Origin of the sequence: Flavobacterium artemisiae (assembly GCF_042678225.1) — a bacterium.
GTDB classification, from domain to species: domain Bacteria; phylum Bacteroidota; class Bacteroidia; order Flavobacteriales; family Flavobacteriaceae; genus Flavobacterium; species Flavobacterium artemisiae.
Window position 1 is genome coordinate 73,007 of record NZ_JBHUDZ010000017.1, and the last position, 20,696, is coordinate 93,702.

A 20,696-nucleotide genomic window follows, 5' to 3' on the forward strand; every position below is an offset into this window, starting at 1 on the left:
TGATAGAAATACACCATAACACTATAAAGTGAAATTTTTAATGTTCCAAGTTGTAACAAACATATAAGTAAGAATAGTGTCATTTTTAAAATTAAGTTACATTTGTAAGGCCTTAATTTTTTAACCTACTATTTATGAGAGAACTTTTAATGATTTCTCTTGTGTTTATTTTGCCTTTTAACAAAATAACTGCACAAGATTCAATTATTGAATACCAAATTCAAAAAGGAGAAACTGCTTATTTTATAGCCCAAAAGTATAAGGTTTCTGTAGATGAGATTTTTAAACTCAATCCCGAATCTCAAAATGGGATTAAGGAAAACCAGATTTTAAAAATTCCTGTTCACGCCCAAGCCAATCCAAATCCAAAAACGCAGGTAACGCATATTGTACAGCCAAAAGAAACACTCTTTGGACTTTCCAAGCACTATCATATTTCTGTTGAAGCGCTTCAGAATGCCAATCAGGAAATTCTTGCCGGCGGACTTCAGATTGGTCAAGAACTTGTAATTCCTCAAAATTCAGACAATACCACAAAAATAGTTTCGTCAAAAGTGACGCATCAGGTTGCGGCAAAAGAATCGTTGTTTGGTATTGCCAGACAGTACAATGTTTCTGTACAGGATTTAGAAACTTTGAATAAAGAAATTCTTCAAAATGGTTTACAAATTGGTCAGACAATTTCGATTCCAAATAAGAGAAAAACTTTAGACGGAAGAGTTCGTGTAATTAATCAGGAAACCGTTTTTCATATTGTAGAACCAAAAGAAACTAAATTTTCTATTGCAAAGAAATACGGAATTTCGATTGATCAGCTTGAATCTCAAAATCCAGAAATTGTAAACGGATTGATTGTTGGAAATAAATTAGCAATCAATACATCGGCAATAAAACCAGCAAACGAAAGTGAAGAATTAATGCTGGCTTTAGCAGAGAAACAAGTGGTGGTTGAAAAGACAAAAGCCAAAACAGTTGAAATTGAAGATTTGAAAGATCGTTTGGTGGTTCAGAAAGAAATGAACCAGAAAATCATAAAAATTAATGATTTGAAAGTGAATCTGAATAATATGAATGGTTCTAATGAAAACTCAGTCGAAAAACTTCGATTGGTTTTAGAAGCAAATAAAAATGTTCAGGATATTTTAATGGCAAAATTAGATTCGCTGGTTATTTCGATGAACAACGATTTGAAAGAATTAAAACGAATGGATATTTTAAATGTTGAGGAATCGAAAAGACTAGAAAAACAATCTTTTGAAGGAATTAATAAAACGAATGAATTGTCCTCTCAATTAAAAAAAGAACTGGCAGAAAACAGAAAAGCATATGCTGGTTTGATGAATAAAGTGGAAAGAATTGCAGTCGAAGAAAATCAGGAATACAAGAAAAAAATCCGCGAAAGCGAAAAAAATAAGAACACAACAACATTACAGCAGCGTTTATCTTTAGAAGAAATAAAGCGTTACAAAATCGAGCAGGAGCAAGGCGATGCGCAGAATCAGCTTTTAATTGCTAAAATTGACTCACTGGATATTCAGAAAAAAATTGAAGTAAAAAGACATATCAGTAAAGCGTCTTTTTATAGTATGGAAGCACGAAAATTTGATGATAAACTGGCTTTGGTTAAATTAAAAAAATACCAGGACGAAGCTGTGAAAAAACAAAAGAATACCCATTCTGTAGAAAATTCAAAAACACTTTCTTTAGAAGAAATGAGACAAGAACTGAAAGACAATCCGTTAAAGGCTGGCAAGACGGTTAAAGTAGAAGTTTATGATAATCTTAAAGAAGTTTCAAACGGGTATTACTTAGTTTTAGGTATATTTACAGCCGCGGTTGAGCGAGATCAGTTTATTATGAAACTCATTGATTCTGGCAATTTTAATGCTAGCTTCTTTTTTAATATTAACAGCCTTTCGTATTTTGTTTATTCAGATAAGTTCGAAAACATGGAAGAAGTGCTGTATGAATGCAAGAAAAAAGAAGAAGATGAGTTATATAAAGATATTATAATTGCCAAAGTCGAAATAGATTTGAGGTAATTTTTGCTTCAAAGCACAAACGGCTTGAATTTTGCTTTTGGTTAGAATATGAGTTGTTTTTAAATTAGAAATTAAATTGTTTTAAGTCCTATTTATGAAATATTATTTAACATTATTGTCTCTTGTTTTTTTTATGACTTCTAATGCTTTTTCGCAGGAAAAAGTCGTGAAGTATAGAGTGTCAAGCGGTGAAACTATTAACCAGATTGCACAAAAATTTAAGGTAACGCCTTTTGATATTTACCAATTAAATCCAGACGCAAGAACGAGTTTACCTCCAAATACAGTATTATTGATTCCGTCTAAAACGGGAGAAGCAAAAAAAGAAACTTCAGAAACCAAATCGGCAGTATCTTCTGGAAAAGAAATTATTCACGAAGTACAGCCAAAAGAAACTTTTTGGAGCATCGAGCATAAATACGGAATCTCTGATGAAGCATTAAAAGCAGCGAATCCATTTTTAGAGAAAGATGGCGTTCAAATAGGTCAGAAATTGGTAATTCCAGGAAAAGGAACTGCGTCGAAAACAACAGCGAAACCTGCCAAAGAAAAAGGTGCTGAAAAATATGTTTATCATGAAGTTCAGGCAAAAGAAACCAAATATTCTATTGCCAAACAATATAATACAACGGTCGAAGATTTAGAAAAAAGAAATCCAGAGATTGTTTCCAGTCTTCCTGTTGGTTACCGTGTCACTATAAAAGGAACAGCTCCTAAAACTGAAAACGCTCCAGCCGAATCTGCAAAACCAGTAGAAACTAAAAAAGCAGAGACTTCTAAAAAAGCGGTTACTTATATGGAGTATCAGGTAAAACCAAAAGAAACTTTGTACAGTCTGTCTAGAACTTTTCATTTGACACAAGACGAATTAACTGCATTAAATCCTTCACTTTCTACAGGAGTGAAAGAAGGAATGGTTTTAAAAGTTCCTGCGGGATATGTTGCGCCTGTTGCAATAGTTCCGGTACAGCAGCCAGCTGATAAAACGCCAGCAATTGCAAATGAAAAGCCTGCCGAAAACAAAGGCGGCGGTATCAAAATTGTGGAGCGAGTAGAGTCTGAAGAAAATGATGCTGAAGTTGCAGCATTAACTACATTGACTAAGAAAAAAACAAACGAACGTAAAAAAGTAGTTTTGTTACTGCCTTTCAATTTGTCAAAAATGCAAAGCGATACTACTAGTTTCGCGGCAAAATTAAAAACAGATAAGTTTTTAAACATGACATTAGATTTTTATTCTGGTGCGATGTTGGCAATTGATTCTGCTAAAACATTAAAACTGCCAATTGATGTTGCAATTTATGATTCTCAGGAAACCAAAACGACTTCGAATGTTTCTGGTATGATCAATAAACTTCAAGATGCTGATGCAGTTATTGGACCATTTTATCAAAATAATGCAGAAGCAACGGCAAATTCACTTCGTTTGTATAATGTTCCTGTTATTTCTCCATTATCAAAAGATGCTGCAAATCCGATTGATAATTTGTACCAATCTATACCGGCAAATGATGTGATCAGAAATTCGGTTTTTGATTATATGCGTTCTAAAAACGGAAATATCGTAGCAGTTGTAGACAAGAAAAAAGAATCGGTTATTAATTATATAAAACAAAATCAGCGAGGTGTTGCTTTTGCTTCTTTAACTGAAACCGGCGGATTGGATGTCGCTAATTTAAAAAGCTTGTTAATGCCAAACCGAATGAATTATGTAGTAATGGAAACCGCAAATACGGCAATGGTTAAAACTACGATTAAGGCATTATTAGATTCACAAAAAACATGTCAGGTGCAGTTGGTTATTTTAGAGCCAAACAGCACATTAGATACAGATGAAATCAGTTTTGAGAACTTGGTTAAATTAAAATTAATGTATCCTTCAATAACTCGTGAGAGTGAAGATCCGGCAGTTTTACTATATGACAAGCAATATCGTCTGAAAAACAAAATGAATCCGACGACGTATGCAACCAGAGGATTTGATGTTACATTTGATACCATGATGCGTTTGGTACAAGGCAAAACATTTCAGGAAACTGCTGATCTAATGACAACACAACAAGTTGATAATAAATTTCAATATTATAAAAAAGAAGACGGCGGTCATGCAAACAAAGGTGTTTACATCTTGTATTATGACAGCGATTTAACTTTAAAAGTAGCAAATTAATGACATCAAAAGTAACCTATTTAGGCGATTTAAGAACAAGTTCTATTCATGTGCAGTCAGGAAGCGAAATCATTTCTGATGCGCCATTAGATAATAACGGAAAAGGAGAAGCATTTTCTCCAACAGATACAGTGGCAAATGCTTTAGCAAGCTGCATGATGACTATTATGGGAATCAAAGCACGTGATTTGGAAGTTGATTTTGTAGGTTCAACTGCAGAAGTAACCAAAATTATGAATGCTGAACCAAGAAGAATTGGTGCTATAGAAATTGTTTTTCAGATGAAAAGCAACGCTGACGAAAAAGGCAGAACTATCTTAGAACGTGCTGCAATGACTTGTCCAGTATTTTTAAGTTTAAGCAGTGAAATTGAGAAAAAAATCACTTTTAACTGGAGTTAATATCTTAAAATTATACTTTATATAAAAACCATCAGGAAACTGGTGGTTTTTTTATGGAATATGTTTTTCTTGTTTGAGTAAAATTTGCAAAAAACCGATCTCGTTACAAATTTTTTGCAAAATTTAATATTTGTTTTGCAGTTCGGATTTCATTAAAGATTATATTTGCAAAAAAAATGCATGATAATGCTTGAAAATTGCAATAAGATTTTTGTGTAAAATGCTGAAGTTTAATCTGTCTGAGTAATTGTAGTTAGATAAAAATAAGCAACATCACTCAAAGGAATTATATTTAGGTTGTTGATTTTTAAATGTTTGTATTTTTTTTTGTAAATTAATGACTTTTATATTTCTTATTTCGTGATCGTTATTTTTATAAGAGATTGAAGTTTAAAACCAAATAAAAATTAAAATATCATGTTAAAAAGTAAAATCGATAAAGCAACTGGTTTCGAAAAACGCTTCGAAAACATAAATACGGTTGTTTTTGAAAACTCAACAGATGCTTCAAAAGAAGTAGCAAAAGAAATTGCAGCTTTAATTCAGGAAAAACAAAAAGAAAACAAGCCTTGTATTTTAGGATTAGCTACAGGATCTTCTCCAAAAGGTTTGTACGCAGAATTAGTACGTCTTCATAAAGAAGAAGGTTTGAGTTTTAAAAACGTAATCAGTTTTAATTTGGATGAATACTATCCGATGGAGCCAAACTCAATCAATAGTTATGTTCGTTTTATGAAAGAACTTTTGTTTGATCACGTTGATATTTTACCTGAAAATGCTCACGTGCCAGACGGACTTTTGACGAAAGAACAAATTGCAGATTATTGCCACGAATATGAAGCGAAAATTGAGGCTTTAGGAGGAATCGATCTTCAGATTCTTGGAATTGGAGGTAACGGACATATTGGTTTTAACGAATCGGGTTCACTTCAAAACTCAAAAACTCGTTTAGTAGCTTTAGATCACATTACTAGAGTTGCTGCAAGTAAAGATTTCTACGGTTTAAATAATACGCCAAGAACAGCAATTACACTTGGAGTAAAAAAAATCATGGAAGCTAAGAGAGTAATTTTATTAGCTTGGGGAGAAGGGAAAGCAAATGTTGTAAAAAGATCTGTTGAAGATGAAGTTACAAACAGAGTTCCTGCATCATTCTTGCAAGAGCATGACAATGCGGTTTTTATCTTAGATAAAGAAGCTTCTTCAAAATTAACGAGAATCAATAAACCTTGGTTGGTAGAGAAAATTGTTTGGACAGAAAAATTAACTCGTAAAGCAGTTTTAGGATTGGCATTAGATCTTAAAAAACCAATTTTAATGCTTACTGATGCAGACTATATCGAAAACGGTATGAGTGATTTGTTGGCAGATTCGGGTCCAGCGTATGATATCAATATTAAGATTTTCAATAAATTACAAAATACAATTACAGGTTGGCCAGGCGGAAAACCAAATGCTGACGATTCAAACCGTCCAGAAAGAGCAGAGCCGGCTAAAAAACGTGTATTAATTTTCTCTCCGCATCCAGATGACGATATTATTAGTATGGGAGGAACATTTATGCGTTTGCAAGAGCAGGGGCATGAGGTGCACGTTGCTTACCAAACTTCTGGAAATATTGCAGTCGCTGATGATGAAGCATTGCGTTTTGCAAGATTCGTGATTGATTACAATGAAAAATTCGGGATAAAAAGCCCAGAAGCAGATGATATTTATAAAAAAGCAGAAGCTTTCTTAGAGAATAAAAAGAACAGTGAAATTGATATTCCTGAGGTAAGATATATTAAAGGATTAATTAGAAAAGGAGAGGCAAGAGCAACAAGTTATTTTGTTGGATTGCCAGATGAGCAGATTCATTTTATGGAACTGCCTTTCTATGAAACAGGTACAATTGAGAAAAAACCAATCGGACCAGAAGATATTCAATTAACAGTTGATTTAATTGAGAAAATTAAACCGCACCAAATTTATGCGGCAGGAGATTTAGCAGATCCGCACGGAACACATAAAGTTTGTCTAGATGCTATTTTTGAAGCAGTAAAAGTTTTAAAACCAAAATCATTTATGGATGATTGCTGGTTGTGGTTGTACCGTGGTGCTTGGCAGGAATGGGGAATTGATGAAGTAGAAATGGCCGTGCCAATGAGTCCAGATCAGGTTTTGGCAAAACGTCATGGAATCTTCAAACATCAATCTCAAAAAGACGGTGTTGTTTTTCAAGGAACTGATGCTCGTGAATTCTGGCAGAGAGCCGAAGACAGAAATAGCGAAACGGCAGCTTTGTATCAGCAATTAGGTCTAGCGACTTATGCGGCAATGGAAGCTTTCGTGAGATGGCATTACTAAGTCGCTAAGTTTTTTTAGATGCTGAGATTCTAAGTTTTGAATTTAGAGTTTAGCAGATTAATAGATTAAAAGATTTTTTAAATAATCTGTGTAAATCATTTTAATCTGTGGTAAATAAATAATAGCTTTGCATATAATTGAAGCAAGAAGAGAGAATAAATCTATATTCTTTTTTCTTGCTTCTTTTTATTTTAAACATGGAATCAGACAAAAAACAACTCATAAAATTAGCCCACGCCAAAATGCCTTTCGGAAAATACGAAGGCCGATATTTAATTGATCTTCCAGAATATTATGTGGTTTGGTATCATAATAAAGGTTTTCCTAAAGGAGAATTAGGGCAGCAATTGCAATTGATTTATGAATTGAAATTGAATGGTTTGGAAGAATTGATTCGAAATATCAAGAAGCAATATCCTAAGCCTTAAAAAAAGTCTTAGTTTAGCATCGGCAAATTTAACTCTTTAAGGTTGTATTTTCCTCAAACTAATCACTAAAACCTAAATGGATACTAAAACAAATTCTTCAAACGCAGGAATAAGCTGGGGAACAGCATCTTTGATATTTGGAATTACAGCATTAATTCTCTCATTTATACCCTGTGTTGGTTTTCTAGCAGTGATTTTAGATACGCCTGCAATCATTTTTGCTGTAATTGGTATCACAAAGGCGAAAGCTGAAAATGCGCCGACTGGTTTGCTTAAAACAGCTTTAGTAGTTAGTCTAGTAGCATCAGTAGTAATTATGATTAATATAATATTGGTGTTTGGCCTTTACGGACTTTTAGTATTTTGGGATTAAAAGATTCATATAATTTAAGTGCATACAAAATGATCAATTTTGTATTTGCTATTCTAATTAGCAGCATTTTTATCTATTGCTATTTTTCCATTTTCTTGAATTTTGGATTCCGTTCAGCTTGCGAGGGAATGCCTTTGCAATACTGTAAAAGCCGTGGATTAACGCGTGCTTTTTCACAGATTCTTCGTTTTAATTTTCAACAAGCTCTAATTTTAAATCCTTACAGCATAAAGATTTTTTTATTCTTTCTTCTTCAGTTGTCTGTCCGTTTGATAATCAATAAAATTATTCAAATTTCAAATTTTAAAATAGTATTGAAAATTGATATTATGTTGAGTTCTGCTTTCTTTCTTTTTTCATTTTACAATCTGATATATACATTTTGATATTTAGGTGTTTGAGAAAATCGTTGTTTATTTTGAAGTAAATTCTGATAATTTTCGTGCAGAATAATTTTAAATTTTTATTTTTGAAAGAAAAAACTTAAAATTTTTTATGAAAAATAATTTACAACAATCAATTATTGCTCAAGGAATGGGTATTATTTCCTTAATATTAGGAATTGTAGATACTGTTATAACAGTAATTTTTGGCATTAGTTTAATCTCATTTTTTCTAGGAGTTCTTTCGATAACTATTGGTACAATTGGTTTCTTTCATGCAAAAAATGTAAATGGCTCAATCATAATACCTAGGATAGGTTTGATTTCAGGGATAGTTTCAATTGTCTTTCTAGTCATTTGGTTGTTTGCTATTGCAGGTGTTTATGCAATAGTCGGTATTTAAAACGAACTACATAAGAGTTTCATTTCTATTCTATAACTGTATTGTCTCGTTTATTAATAAAATTTATTAGTCCAAATTGTAAAATATGTGCATTTAAATAATTTACAAGAAGAAAACTTGTTAATAATTTAATTGTTTTGTAAGTTTAATATTGTTTTATTTTAATAATTTTGACAGTATTATCTTAAAATAATTAAAATGAATAATGAATTAAGTTCTTCGAGCGCAGGACAAGGAATGGGGATTTCGTCATTGGTGTTAGGGATTGTTGCGATAATTTGCGCATTTATACCTTGTTTTGGTTTAATTGCTGTTATTTTCGGAGTTCTCGCAATAATTTTTGGAGCAATTGGAATGTCTCAAGCAAAGAGAGGAAAGGCTCCTAATACAATGCCGAAAGCTGGATTAATTTTGGGTATAGTTGCAACTGCATTTGTTGTTATTTGGGTTTCGGTTGTAATAGGAAGTATTGGATCGTCAATTTTGACTCAAAAAGACGATTTTATTAAATCAGCAGATTCTATAAAGTTACAAGACTCTTTAAATAAGATTGAAATTGACTCGACTCGTGATAAAAAAATGGAGAAATAGTTTTTGTGGAAATTTATTCTTATAAAATTAAATCTTATAAAAAGATAAACGTAATTTTTATGGTACTAATTATGTTTATCTTTTTTTATAGCTATCTATCACAATATTTAAATTTTGGACTCCACTCTTCCTGTGAAGGATTACCTGTTTCATATTGTAAAAGCCGTGGACTTACAAGGGCTTTTTTACAAATTCTCCAACTTAATTTGAAGGTGGCACTTTTGTTAAATCCTTACAGCTTAAAGATTTTTTTATTTTTTTTGGTTCAATTTTTTGCACGTATAGTGATCAACAAGTATCTTCAAGTTTCTAATTTTAGAAAAGTATTAAATCTGGATATTACTTTGAGTATTGTTTTTTTTCTTTTTTCGTTTTATAATCTCATTTGTATCTTTTGAGATAGATAAAAATCTCTATAAATGTTATAGGTCTTTATTTTTAAATTATCACACTTATAATCTATTAGCTACGATTTTTTATCTAAAAATCTAAAAACGTTTCATTTTCTAAGCATAGATCTGCAAACCAGTATTTAAATTGAAATAACTCTAAAAATTTTAAAAATTATCTCATTCTGGAATTGATAAATTGTCTAATTAAATTTGTACTTTTGCCAAGTTTTTTACACAACTACTTACAAACAAACAACAGAATGAATCAAACAAAATATATTTTTGTTACAGGAGGTGTGACCTCTTCATTAGGAAAAGGGATTATCGCGGCATCTTTGGCAAAATTGTTACAAGGAAGAGGATACCGCACAACTATTCAGAAATTTGACCCATACATTAACGTAGATCCGGGGACACTAAACCCTTATGAGCATGGAGAGTGTTATGTGACAGATGATGGAGCTGAAACTGACTTAGACTTAGGACACTACGAGCGTTTCTTGAACGTTCCTACATCTCAGGCTAATAACGTTACTACAGGAAGAGTATATCTTTCGGTTATTGAAAAAGAAAGAAGAGGAGAATTTTTAGGAAAAACAGTTCAAGTTGTTCCTCATATTACAAACGAAATCAAAGACAGAATGCAATTGCTGGGTAAATCTGGCGATTATGATATTGTAATTACTGAAATTGGTGGAACTGTAGGTGATATCGAATCTTTACCTTATATAGAATCTGTTCGTCAGTTGGTTTGGGAGTTAGGTGAAAATAACGGAATTGTAATTCATTTGACATTAGTTCCATTTTTGGCTGCTGCAGGAGAGTTAAAAACAAAACCAACACAGCACTCTGTTAAAACTTTAATGGAGAGCGGTATTAAAGCCGATATATTAGTTTGTAGAACAGAGCATGAATTGTCTCAGGAATTACGCCAAAAATTAGCTTTATTCTGTAATGTGAAAAAAGAAGCTGTAATTCAATCAATTGATGCTTCTACGATATATGAAGTTCCAAATTTAATGCTTGAAGAAGGATTGGATGTTGTGGCTTTAAAGAAATTAGATTTGCCTAAAAAAGCATCTCCAGATCTTAAAAACTGGAATACTTTCTTAAAAAGATTAAAAAGTCCGAAACAAACTGTAAACATTGGTTTGGTTGGAAAATATGTAGAAATGCAGGATTGTTACAAATCTATTTTAGAGGCGTTTATTCATGCAGGTGCTGCAAACGAAACAAAAGTAAACGTAATTTCGATTCACTCAGAACATATCAATGCTGATAATGTTGAAGAGAAATTAGGAACTCTTGATGGAGTTTTAGTGGCACCAGGTTTTGGAGAAAGAGGTATCGAAGGAAAAATCGAGGCAGTTCGTTTTGTTCGTGAAAACAACATTCCGTTTTTCGGAATCTGTTTAGGAATGCAAATGTCTGTTATCGAATATTCTAGAAATATTTTAGGTTATGCTGAAGCAAATTCAACAGAGATGAACGAGAAAACGTCTCATCCGGTTGTAAGTTTAATGGAAGAGCAGAAAAACGTAACCGATAAAGGAGGAACAATGCGTCTAGGTGCTTGGAAATGTGATATTAAACCAGACACTTTAGCATACAAAATTTACGGTCAAAAAACTATTTCGGAGCGTCACCGCCACCGTTATGAGTATAACAATAAATATGCAGACGAATTGCAGAAAGCAGGTTTAAAAGCGTCTGGAGTTAACCCTGATACAGGATTAGTGGAGATTGTGGAGTTAGAAAATCACCCATTCTTTATCGGTGTTCAATACCACCCAGAATACAAAAGTACAGTTGCTAACCCGCACCCGATTTTTGTAAACTTTGTAGCCGCTGCGGTTAATGCGCATAAAAAATAATAATTATATTCTAAGAGGATGTAACATTTGAGAAGGTCTCACAACTAATAACCTCAAACGAATAACTTTTTTAAATTAATAATGGAAGAAAAAAAATTTGACTTTAATTCAATCATTGGTTTTGTATTGATATTTGGAATTTTGATTTGGATTATGTACCAAAATCAGCCTTCTGAAAAAGAAATTGCTGCTGAAAAAGCCAAGAAAGAATTAGTTGCTAAACAAGAAGCACAAGCAAAAGCTGATAAAGCTAAAACTGCGGCATTACCAGCTGCGACAACACCTGGAGATACAGTTCAACTAGCGAACTTGCAAAAAACTTTAGGTGGTTTTGCTTATTCTGCAACACTTCCTTCTGCAAAAGAAGCTTTTACAACAATCGAAAATGATAAATTAAGATTGAAAATCGCTAACAAAGGCGGTTACATTGCTGAAGCAACTTTAAAAGGATATGAAAAATTTAGAAAAGGTTCTGGTCAATTAGTTGAGTTGATTAAAAACAATAACTCTAATTTAAACATCCAATTACAAACTACAGACAATAGAACTTTAAACTCTAAAGATTTATTTTTTGAGCCGACTTTGACTAAAAACGGTACAGATCAAATTCTGACAATGCGTTTAAAAGCAGGTGCAAATGAATTCTTGGAATATAAATATGTTTTAAAAGCTGATGACTATTTAGTTGGTTTTGATATTCGTTCTCAAGGATTAAGCAGAGTTTTAAATGCTGCTAAACCTTTAGATTTACAATGGGATTTAAAAACGTACAGAAACGAGAAAAGTGTTTCGTATGAAAACCGTTATGCTCAGATCGATTACAAATACGAAGAGTCAAAATACAATAATGTAAGTCCAAACGGAGATGGTAAAGAAGAAACTCCTGCAAAAGTTAGCTTTGTAGCTTTTAAACAGCACTTTTTTGCTACAATCTTAGCGACAGAAAAGCCTTTTGAAACTTCAAAATTACAATCAGATAATTTAGTTAAAGACGATAAAATTGATACTGTTTTTACAAAGCAGTTTAGAGCAAATCTTCCTTTAGCGTTTTCAAATGGAGAGATCGATTACAAAATGAGTTTGTATATGGGGCCTGCAGATTACAAAACTCTAAAGGCATACGATAAAAATTTCGAGAAAATTATTCCACTAGGATGGGGGATCTTTGGATGGATTAACAAACTTATCTTTATTCCATTATTCGGATTTTTAAGTTCTACAATTGGACTTTCTTTAGGAATTGCGATTATTATTTTTACGATCATTATCAAATTGGCTATGTCGCCAATTACCTATAAATCATTCCTGTCTCAGGCTAAAATGAAAGTTTTAAGACCCGATATTACAGAGTTGGGGGAAAAATACAAAAAAGACCCAATGAAGAAACAGCAGGAAACAATGAAACTGTATAACAAAGCAGGAGTAAACCCGATGGCAGGATGTATCCCGGCATTGATTCAGCTTCCATTTATGTATGCGTCGTTCCAGTTTTTCCCTGCAGCATTTGAGTTAAGACAAAAAAGCTTCCTTTGGGCAGACGATTTATCATCTTTTGACTCTGTTGTAAAATTACCATTTCATATTCCATTGTATGGAGATCATATCAGTTTGTTCCCAATTTTGGCAGCAATTGCGATTTTCTTCTACATGAAAATGACTTCTGGAGATCAGCAAATGGCAGCGCCTCAGCAAGAAGGTATGCCAGATATGGCAAAAATGATGAAAATCATGATTTATGTTTCGCCATTAATGATGTTAATTTTCTTCAACAGCTACGGCGCAGGTTTGAGTTTGTATAACTTTATCTCAAACTTAATTACAATCGGAATTATGTTTGTGATTAAAAACTACATTGTAGACAGTGAAAAAATTCACGCTCAGATTCAAGAAAACAAATTAAAAGAGCCGAAAAAACCAAGCAAATTCCAACAGCGTCTTCAAGATGTAATGGAACAGCAAGAAGCGGCAAAAGCTCAGAATAAAAAGAAATAATTCTCAATAAAAAAAATCTCGATTTATCGGGATTTTTTTATATCAACATAATTTATAATTTAGATTTTCGTTTAGTTAAAAAATAGAAATATATGATCTCTAAAAAAATCATACTTGCATTACTGTTCTTAAATGCATTGGCTGTAAATGCTCAGACAGATATTAATAAGGTAGATGCCAATGGTAAAAAAGACGGGCCTTGGAAAGGTACTTACACAGAATCTAAACGTCCGCGTTATGAAGGAACTTTCAGCCACGGAAAAGAAACAGGTATTTTTAAATTTTTTGATGATACAAAAAAGGGCGATGTTGTGGCTACGAGAGATTTTAGTGCAAACGACGGCAGTTCGTACACTATTTTTTATGATCAGAAAAAAAATATAGTAAGCGAAGGAAAAGAAGTTGGAAAACTAAGAGAAGGACAATGGAAATATTATCATAAGGCTTCTAAAGTTTTAATGAGTGTGGAGAATTATAAGAATGGGAAATTAGAAGGTTTAAAAACAGTCTATTACCCAAATGCAAAAGTTGCTGAAGAAATGACCTATAAAAATGGTTTAAAAGAAGGCGCTTATAAAAAGATTGGGCAAGATGGAACACTTCAGGAAGAATCTAATTATAAAAATAACGAATATAGCGGCGACGCTGTTTTTTATGAATCTGACGGTACAGTTGCTTCAAAAGGAAAATTTGTGAACGGAAAAAAAGCAGGAATTTGGCAGTTTTATCAAAAAGGTAAATTACTGAAGGAAGTGAACATGAGTGATCCAAAAAGCAGTTATCAAGCCGATTCGAAACCAAAGAATAAATAAAAATTCCCATATATTTTTCAGACGCGAATTCACGAATTAATTTGACTTCTATTAATTTGTGAATTCGTGGCTGATTTTTTTACTTTTGAAAGTGCTAAAACTTTGACGAATGGATTTAAATGAACTGATTGGACGCTTTTTACTGCTGTTTTTTTCAATTTTAGTTTTGTATTTTTTCTCTAACCGAAAAGATAACGAAACCATAAATCCGTTAATGGTTATTGTCGGGCTTTGTACTTTTTCACTTTGTTATCTTTTTACAAAAATTGAAATCGGTGTTGGAATTGGTTTTGGTTTGTTTGCCATTTTTTCTATTCTGAGATTCAGAACGCAGTCTTTTACCGTAAATGCGATTATTTTTCTTTTCGCTACAATTACACTGTCTATTTTAGATATTATGTATCCGTTTGAGAAAATGGAATTACTGCTGTTTTTTCAATTGATAATCATTGGATTTTATGTTGTGGCATCGATGATTGTCAACAAAAAAGCTTCAAAATATATAAATACAGTAGATGTGAAAATGCTGCTAGACGGAAATTTTACTCTAAATCAAGAGTATATTCGAAAAACAATTCAGCACAAATTAAACATTCAAGACTTTGATTTCAAAATTATCCTGATTAATACATCAAGTAACGAAATAGATGTTCAGGTGTTTTATTAATCGTTAAATGGGCGAACTTGTTTGATATATAAATCGCGATTTTCATTCACAATTTTAAACTCAATATCTACAGGATTAAATGAGCTTTTTCGCCAGTAACGAGACATTTTCTTTTCGATAGTTTTACTGATTTTGTAAAGAAGTGTAATTTCTTTTTCGCTGAGAAGCGGTTGATTGTTGTTTAAATTAGAGTTAGAAGTATAATCAATATCCAGATCTAATTCTTTATTTTCTTCATCAATTTGGTACGCTGTAAATTGCTCGCATATTTCACCTTTTTCGGGTTTAACGACAGAGTTTTCACCTTTTTGAATGTTGACGGTAATTCCGGGGAAATTTTTTCTAAAAACATTCTTTGTAATCACAACTCCATTGGCTAATTCGTCTGGAAAAGAGCGATGAACCAAAACTCCCATTGCAATATTTTGCTGATCGATTCCGAAAAGCTCTCTTTCGTTATACGAAGCTTCATTCCAAACACTTGCCCAAACTTGTTTTATCGCTTTTTCAAAACTTTTAATGCTGTCGCCTAAAATTCCGGTTTTCGAATCATATAATCCAGCGCCATTGAAATCGTCTAAATCTTCGGCATTTGTAGAAGATCTGAATCTGAAATTTTTGAAAGAAGCATTTTTAAACGTCTGATTTAGTTTTGCAATGAGTTCAGGATCAATTTTTTCTTTTTTTATGGCATCGCGAATTTCTTTCAATTTTTTATTGATCCAAATTATAGAATCTTTATTCGGATTGGCTAATAATTCATTTATTAAAGGAGAAATTGATGGTTTCTGAATGTGTTTTGTATAAAAATAAAAGGGAATTGCATGCGCATTTTCTGGAGTTTTAAACGAAATCTCTTTCGATATCGCAATCAAATAGGCCATATTCTGCGCTTTAGAACCAATAAAATTGACGCCTTTTTTGGGAATTGAAGAAAGATCAACCAATTCTGTAACGCTGTTATCTATTGTTAGTTTTTTCTTTTTAGAGGATTTTTTTTCTGCAATTTTTTTAGTCGTTTCTTTGATGTAAAAAGAATCAATTTCGACTTTAAATTCTACTTTTTTAGAAAGCAGTTTTTTGATATTATTATCTTTATCAACAACGATATACGCCATTATTGGAATTTTTCGGTTTTTTCCGAGAAGCACCAAATGACTTAAAGGTGTTTGAAGTTCGTTTACGATTATTCCCTTAACATCTGGAAGAATATTTGGAGTTCCGTCCAGAATTATAATTTCATCAGAATTTGGTTTAATTTTGTCTAAATCCTTGATTTTATATTGTTTTAAAGTTCCAATTGCAGTGCCGGAAACAACTTGCTGGTATTTTATTTCATTAAAAATATAATCTGATTTTACACAGGGAATTTTAAACTTGTTCTGCTGAAACAATTCTAATTTTTCTGGATCGTTGAGATAAAACTTGAGATCATCACCAATAAAAGAAGTACTTTTTACTTGATTGTAAAACCATTCGATTTGAGAAGCCTGCATATGGTCTGAAGCGGCAAGTTCAAAAATCCATTTGTTAGTATCTTTTATATGATTTAGATTTCCGAGAAGAAAGTCACGGTCTTTTAAACTATTACTGTAGTTTTCAGTATTAAAAACTTCAACACCTTTGTCATAACCAAGATATTCCGTTGCGAAATCGTAATGATGCAGAATGATTCGGCTGTTGAAATAATACATTTTCTGTTTTCTTAAATCATACACAATTTTAACTGATTCGATATTCGAGAATTTATCAGACAAAGGTTTTCCTTTAAAGGCCTTAAACGCTTCATAATCTTTTAGAGATGGCAAAAATCTTTGAGCATTTAAAGTGCTAAACACGAATAATGAAAACAAGATGTAAATGTATTTTTTCATGTTTTAGAATTGGTGATTAAATGTACTTAAAAAAGCAATAAGTTTTATCTACTGCGGGATTACTTAAAGTAATGAAAACGAATGCTGAGAATTCTATTATTTGGCTTACCTTTGCAACCTTAAAAAATTAAACATTTCAAAATGAAACGAGTAGTTGTTGGACTTTCTGGCGGAGTAGATTCTAGTGTTGCGGCTTATTTATTGCAGCAGCAGGGATACGAAGTAATTGGCCTTTTTATGAAGAATTGGCACGATGATTCGGTTACTATTTCTAACGAATGTCCTTGGCTTGAGGACAGTAACGATGCTTTATTGGTTGCTGAAAAACTCGGAATCCCGTTTCAAACTGTTGATTTAAGCGAAGAATACAAAGAAAAAATCGTTGATTATATGTTTAACGAATATGAAAAAGGAAGAACTCCAAATCCTGACGTGCTTTGTAACCGCGAAATCAAATTTGATGTGTTTATGAAAATCGCTTTAAGTCTTGGTGCTGATTATGTTGCAACTGGACATTACTGTCAAAAAAGTGAAATTGAAGTTGACGGAAAACCTGTTTATCAATTAATTGCAGGAAATGATGTCAACAAAGATCAATCATATTTCTTATGTCAATTGTCACAAGATCAATTGTCTAAAGCTTTGTTTCCGATTGGTGCTTTAACGAAACCAGAAGTGCGTGAAATCGCTGCTGAAATGGAATTGGTAACGGCTGAAAAGAAAGATTCTCAAGGTTTGTGTTTTATTGGAAAAGTTCGTCTTCCAGAATTTTTACAGCAAAAACTACAGCCAAAAGACGGTAAAATTGTTCAGATTGATAAAAACGATCCGATTTATACTATTGAAAAAACTGCTGGAATTTCGTTAGAAGAAGAGCTAAAATTAGAAGCACGCAAATTAGATTATCTTCCAACAATGGGAAAAGTGGTTGGAAAACATCAAGGCGCGCATTATTTTACTGTAGGACAGCGAAAAGGCTTGAATGTTGGAGGAACAACAGATCCGTTATTTGTAATTGAAACAGATGTTGAAACCAATACCATTTACACAGGTTTATCTAGTAATCATCCTGGATTGTTTAAAAAAGCTTTGTTTGTAGGTAAATCCGAAGTACACTGGGTTAGAGAAGACTTAGCATTAAAAGCAGGCGAGAAGATGGAAGTGATGGCGAGAATTCGTTACCGTCAGCCATTGCAGAAAGCAATTCTACATCAGTTTGAAGACGGAATGTACGTTCAGTTTGAAGAACCACAGTCTGCTATTACAGAAGGACAATTTGTGGCTTGGTATTTAGGAAATGAATTAGCTGGTTCGGGAGTAATTTCTTAGCTTTATACTTTCTTAGGAAGAATTCCGCTAAAAAGTATAATATGAGATACAACTTTACTTTTCTTCTATTATTTATTTCGTTTGCTGTATTTTCTCAGGAAGATGCTTGGGTTTACTTTAGTGCTAAACCAAATTCACAGGCTTTTTTCAATAATCCGCTTGCAGAACTTTCTCAAAAAGCTTTAGACCGCAGGACAAATCAAAATATAGCTTTAGATTTTACAGATGTTCCTCTGGAAACCTCCTATGTAGATCAGGTAAAAACGAGTACTGGAATTACAGTTTTAGCGCAGTCAAAATGGCTCAATGCATTGCATATCCGTGGTACTCAAACCAATATAAATGCCTTAAAAACATTGTCTTTTGTTGCAAAAGTTGATTTTGCGAATAAGAGTTTAAATACCACTGCAAAGCGATTCTTAGAAACAAAAGAAAATCAGACAAAGGATAAGCTTAAAACTGCAATCGATTATTCTTACGGTACTTCTGCCAATCAGATTCAGATGCTTAATGGTCAGGTTTTGCACCAGCAGAATTTTACGGGAGAAGGAAAAACTATAGCAGTTCTAGATGCTGGATTTCCAGGTGTGAATACAGCGCAGCCTTTTGCAAATCTTAGAAATAACGGAAAAATTTTAGGCGGCTACGACTTTACGAATCGCAGCAGCAATTTTTATACAGGAGACAATCACGGCACATTGGTTCTTTCTACTATGGGCGGTTACAAAGAAAACGCTTTGGTTGGCACGGCTCCAAATGCTTCTTATTATCTTTTTATAACTGAAATTGCCGCTGTAGAAATTCCGTTAGAAGAATCTTTGTGGGTTGAAGCAGCAGAACAGGCAGATGCTTTAGGAGTAGATATTATTACAACTTCTCTGGGGTATTTTGGCGATCGAAATAATGCACTTTATAACCACACATACAGCGATATGGATGGAAAAACGACCTTTATTTCGCGTGCTGCGGAAATTGCATTTAACAAAGGTATTTTAGTTTTGGCTTCTGCGGGAAATGAAGGCAATCAAACCGAAAAACATATAGGTTCGCCGGCAGATGCAGTTTCTGTTTTGGCAATTGGTTCGGTTACAGCTTCTAAAGTAAAATCAACTTTCAGTTCTATTGGGCCAAGTTTTGATGGAAGAATTAAACCGGATATTATGGCGCAGGGAACTGCTTCTGTAATCTCTGATGAAAATGGAAATATTGGTATTGCAGACGGAACTTCGTTTTCATGCCCGATTATGGCAGGTATGGCAGCTTCTTTATGGCAGGCTTTTCCGTCTAAAACTAATAAAGAAATAAGACAAATGATTTTGGCTTCTGCTGACAGATATACCAATCCAGACAACAATTACGGCTACGGAATTCCGAATTTTGGATCGACTTTAAGCGTTGATAATTTTGTAACAGAAACCGCTTTTTCTGTTTATCCAAATCCAGTGGAGACTTCGGTTACTTTTTCTTTTTTGAATGAAAATAATACAGCTTTGGTTACTATTTATTCTGTTTTAGGACAAAAAGTAATCGAAACACAAATTGACAATACAAATCCAATTCTTTCTTTGCAGACTTTAGCGAGCGGCCTTTATTTCTATACTTTTGATGCTGGAAATCTGCATAAAACAGGAAAGATAATCAAGCAATAATTTTTTTGATGAACAAAATCACACAGCTTTTTAATATAAAATATCCAATCATCCAAGGCGGAATGATTTGGAACAGCGGTTATAAATTGGCTTCGGCAGTTAGCAATGCTGGAGGTTTAGGCCTTATTGGCGCTGGCTCAATGTATCCAGAAGTTTTAAGAGAGCATATTCAGAAATGTAAAAAAGCTACCGATAAACCTTTTGGGGTTAATATTCCGATGTTGTATCCAAATATTCAGGAAATAATGGATATTGTTGTAGAAGAAGGCGTAAAGATCGTTTTTACTTCTGCTGGAAATCCAAAGACATGGACTTTATTTTTAAAAGAAAAAGGTATTACTGTTGTTCATGTTGTGAGCAGCAGTGTTTTTGCATTAAAAGCACAAGAAGCCGGAGTAGACGCTGTTGTAGCAGAAGGTTTTGAAGCCGGCGGACACAACGGACGTGAAGAAACGACAACATTAACATTGATTCCGATGGTGAAAGAAAAGATTCAAATTCCGTTGATTGCTGCGGGAGGAATCGCAACAGGAAGAGGAATGCTAGCTGCCATGATTTTGGGAGCAGACGGCGTTCAGGTTGGAAGCCGTTTCGCCGCTTCGGTAGAATCATCGGCGCACAATAATTTTAAAGAAACGATAGTTAATACTAAAGAAGGAGGTACGCAATTGACATTGAAAGAATTAGCGCCTGTTCGTTTAGTAAAAAATAAGTTCTTCAATGATGTTCAGGAATTATATCAAAAATGTCCATCAAAAGAAGAGTTGGTACAGCTTTTAGGAAGAGCGCGTGCAAAGAAAGGAATGTTTGAGGGAGATTTGGAAGAAGGAGAACTTGAAATTGGACAAATTTCGGGTTTAATTCACGAAATTTTACCTGTAGAAAAAATTGTAGAAGAAATGATGGCAGAATTTAGAACTGCCCAAAAAGAAAAGACTACATTTGAGTTTTAATTATCGGCAAGAATTGT

The 20,696-nt window shown here is 33.2% G+C and carries 16 protein-coding genes; 15 read left to right on the forward strand and 1 reads right to left on the reverse strand.

Annotation, left to right across the window (positions count from 1 at the left end; genetic code table 11):
- The first annotated feature begins 134 nt into the window (after positions 1 to 134).
- The 12 genes from ACFSC2_RS19275 to ACFSC2_RS19330 all read left to right on the forward strand — a co-directional run bounded on the left by ACFSC2_RS19275 (position 135) and on the right by ACFSC2_RS19330 (position 14,874).
- Positions 135 to 2,042 carry a lytic transglycosylase gene (locus ACFSC2_RS19275; RefSeq protein WP_379813924.1) on the forward strand — a complete coding sequence of 636 codons (1,908 nt, stop codon included), beginning with the start codon at positions 135 to 137 and terminating at the stop codon, positions 2,040 to 2,042.
- Between the two features lie 94 nt (positions 2,043 to 2,136).
- Positions 2,137 to 4,212, forward strand: a complete 2,076-nt coding sequence (locus tag ACFSC2_RS19280; RefSeq protein ID WP_379813923.1) for a LysM peptidoglycan-binding domain-containing protein — start codon at positions 2,137 to 2,139, stop codon at positions 4,210 to 4,212.
- Entirely contained in the window at positions 4,212 to 4,613 is a 402-nt protein-coding gene (locus ACFSC2_RS19285; protein ID WP_379813922.1) for an OsmC family protein, read from the forward strand. The genes ACFSC2_RS19280 and ACFSC2_RS19285 overlap by 1 nt, the downstream gene beginning before the upstream one ends.
- Positions 4,614 to 5,030: 417 nt before the next feature.
- The gene (gene nagB, locus ACFSC2_RS19290) at positions 5,031 to 6,959 is read left to right on the forward strand and encodes a glucosamine-6-phosphate deaminase (RefSeq protein WP_379813921.1); all 1,929 of its coding nucleotides are present in this window, start codon (positions 5,031 to 5,033) and stop codon (positions 6,957 to 6,959) included.
- A 197-nt stretch (positions 6,960 to 7,156) separates the two neighbouring features.
- Positions 7,157 to 7,387, forward strand: a complete 231-nt coding sequence (locus ACFSC2_RS19295) for a DUF3820 family protein (protein WP_379813920.1) — start codon at positions 7,157 to 7,159, stop codon at positions 7,385 to 7,387.
- 76 nt (positions 7,388 to 7,463) lie between these two features.
- Positions 7,464 to 7,760: a hypothetical protein gene (locus ACFSC2_RS19300; protein ID WP_379813919.1), complete on the forward strand. Its 297-nt coding sequence runs from the start codon at positions 7,464 to 7,466 to the stop codon at positions 7,758 to 7,760.
- Positions 7,761 to 8,255: 495 nt separating this feature from the next.
- The gene (locus ACFSC2_RS19305; RefSeq protein WP_379813918.1) at positions 8,256 to 8,546 is read left to right on the forward strand and encodes a hypothetical protein; all 291 of its coding nucleotides are present in this window, start codon (positions 8,256 to 8,258) and stop codon (positions 8,544 to 8,546) included.
- A 198-nt stretch (positions 8,547 to 8,744) separates the two neighbouring features.
- The gene (locus ACFSC2_RS19310; RefSeq protein WP_379813917.1) at positions 8,745 to 9,137 is read left to right on the forward strand and encodes a DUF4190 domain-containing protein; all 393 of its coding nucleotides are present in this window, start codon (positions 8,745 to 8,747) and stop codon (positions 9,135 to 9,137) included.
- A gap of 652 nt (positions 9,138 to 9,789) precedes the next feature.
- On the forward strand, positions 9,790 to 11,403 hold the full coding sequence (locus ACFSC2_RS19315; protein WP_379813916.1) for a CTP synthase: 1,614 nt from the start codon (positions 9,790 to 9,792) through the stop codon (positions 11,401 to 11,403).
- Between the two features lie 81 nt (positions 11,404 to 11,484).
- Entirely contained in the window at positions 11,485 to 13,395 is a 1,911-nt protein-coding gene (yidC, locus tag ACFSC2_RS19320; RefSeq protein ID WP_379813915.1) for a membrane protein insertase YidC, read from the forward strand.
- 92 nt (positions 13,396 to 13,487) lie between these two features.
- The gene (locus tag ACFSC2_RS19325) at positions 13,488 to 14,207 is read left to right on the forward strand and encodes a toxin-antitoxin system YwqK family antitoxin (RefSeq protein ID WP_379813914.1); all 720 of its coding nucleotides are present in this window, start codon (positions 13,488 to 13,490) and stop codon (positions 14,205 to 14,207) included.
- A gap of 109 nt (positions 14,208 to 14,316) precedes the next feature.
- Positions 14,317 to 14,874: a DUF4956 domain-containing protein gene (locus tag ACFSC2_RS19330; protein WP_379813913.1), complete on the forward strand. Its 558-nt coding sequence runs from the start codon at positions 14,317 to 14,319 to the stop codon at positions 14,872 to 14,874.
- On the opposite strand, the gene ACFSC2_RS19335 is transcribed toward ACFSC2_RS19330, so the two are convergent.
- On the reverse strand, positions 14,871 to 16,748 hold the full coding sequence (locus ACFSC2_RS19335) for a PEP/pyruvate-binding domain-containing protein (protein ID WP_379813912.1): 1,878 nt from the start codon (positions 16,746 to 16,748) through the stop codon (positions 14,871 to 14,873). The genes ACFSC2_RS19330 and ACFSC2_RS19335 overlap by 4 nt on opposite strands.
- Before the next feature lie 141 nt (positions 16,749 to 16,889).
- Here ACFSC2_RS19335 and mnmA point away from each other — a divergent pair, with 141 nt between their 5' ends.
- The 3 genes from mnmA to ACFSC2_RS19350 are packed head-to-tail and all read left to right on the forward strand — an operon-like array spanning position 16,890 to position 20,679.
- The gene (gene mnmA / locus ACFSC2_RS19340) at positions 16,890 to 18,077 is read left to right on the forward strand and encodes a tRNA 2-thiouridine(34) synthase MnmA (RefSeq protein WP_379813911.1); all 1,188 of its coding nucleotides are present in this window, start codon (positions 16,890 to 16,892) and stop codon (positions 18,075 to 18,077) included.
- A 41-nt stretch (positions 18,078 to 18,118) separates the two neighbouring features.
- Positions 18,119 to 19,726: a S8 family serine peptidase gene (locus ACFSC2_RS19345; RefSeq protein ID WP_379813910.1), complete on the forward strand. Its 1,608-nt coding sequence runs from the start codon at positions 18,119 to 18,121 to the stop codon at positions 19,724 to 19,726.
- Positions 19,727 to 19,734: 8 nt separating this feature from the next.
- On the forward strand, positions 19,735 to 20,679 hold the full coding sequence (locus ACFSC2_RS19350) for an NAD(P)H-dependent flavin oxidoreductase (protein ID WP_379813909.1): 945 nt from the start codon (positions 19,735 to 19,737) through the stop codon (positions 20,677 to 20,679).
- Positions 20,680 to 20,696 lie beyond the last annotated feature (17 nt).

What these genes read in the sequence shown, in the direction of transcription:
- ACFSC2_RS19350 (WP_379813909.1), top strand. Translation starts at nt 19,735, where the DNA reads ATGAACAAAATCACACAGCTTTTTAATATAAAATATCCAATCATCCAA.
- ACFSC2_RS19335 (WP_379813912.1), bottom strand. Translation starts at nt 16,748, where the DNA reads ATGAAAAAATACATTTACATCTTGTTTTCATTATTCGTGTTTAGCACT.
- ACFSC2_RS19310 (WP_379813917.1), top strand. Translation starts at nt 8,745, where the DNA reads ATGAATAATGAATTAAGTTCTTCGAGCGCAGGACAAGGAATGGGGATT.
- ACFSC2_RS19315 (WP_379813916.1), top strand. Translation starts at nt 9,790, where the DNA reads ATGAATCAAACAAAATATATTTTTGTTACAGGAGGTGTGACCTCTTCA.
- ACFSC2_RS19295 (WP_379813920.1), top strand. Translation starts at nt 7,157, where the DNA reads ATGGAATCAGACAAAAAACAACTCATAAAATTAGCCCACGCCAAAATG.
- ACFSC2_RS19285 (WP_379813922.1), top strand. Translation starts at nt 4,212, where the DNA reads ATGACATCAAAAGTAACCTATTTAGGCGATTTAAGAACAAGTTCTATT.
- ACFSC2_RS19330 (WP_379813913.1), top strand. Translation starts at nt 14,317, where the DNA reads ATGGATTTAAATGAACTGATTGGACGCTTTTTACTGCTGTTTTTTTCA.
- ACFSC2_RS19275 (WP_379813924.1), top strand. Translation starts at nt 135, where the DNA reads ATGAGAGAACTTTTAATGATTTCTCTTGTGTTTATTTTGCCTTTTAAC.
- yidC (WP_379813915.1), top strand. Translation starts at nt 11,485, where the DNA reads ATGGAAGAAAAAAAATTTGACTTTAATTCAATCATTGGTTTTGTATTG.
- ACFSC2_RS19345 (WP_379813910.1), top strand. Translation starts at nt 18,119, where the DNA reads ATGAGATACAACTTTACTTTTCTTCTATTATTTATTTCGTTTGCTGTA.
- ACFSC2_RS19325 (WP_379813914.1), top strand. Translation starts at nt 13,488, where the DNA reads ATGATCTCTAAAAAAATCATACTTGCATTACTGTTCTTAAATGCATTG.
- nagB (WP_379813921.1), top strand. Translation starts at nt 5,031, where the DNA reads ATGTTAAAAAGTAAAATCGATAAAGCAACTGGTTTCGAAAAACGCTTC.
- ACFSC2_RS19300 (WP_379813919.1), top strand. Translation starts at nt 7,464, where the DNA reads ATGGATACTAAAACAAATTCTTCAAACGCAGGAATAAGCTGGGGAACA.
- ACFSC2_RS19280 (WP_379813923.1), top strand. Translation starts at nt 2,137, where the DNA reads ATGAAATATTATTTAACATTATTGTCTCTTGTTTTTTTTATGACTTCT.
- mnmA (WP_379813911.1), top strand. Translation starts at nt 16,890, where the DNA reads ATGAAACGAGTAGTTGTTGGACTTTCTGGCGGAGTAGATTCTAGTGTT.
- ACFSC2_RS19305 (WP_379813918.1), top strand. Translation starts at nt 8,256, where the DNA reads ATGAAAAATAATTTACAACAATCAATTATTGCTCAAGGAATGGGTATT.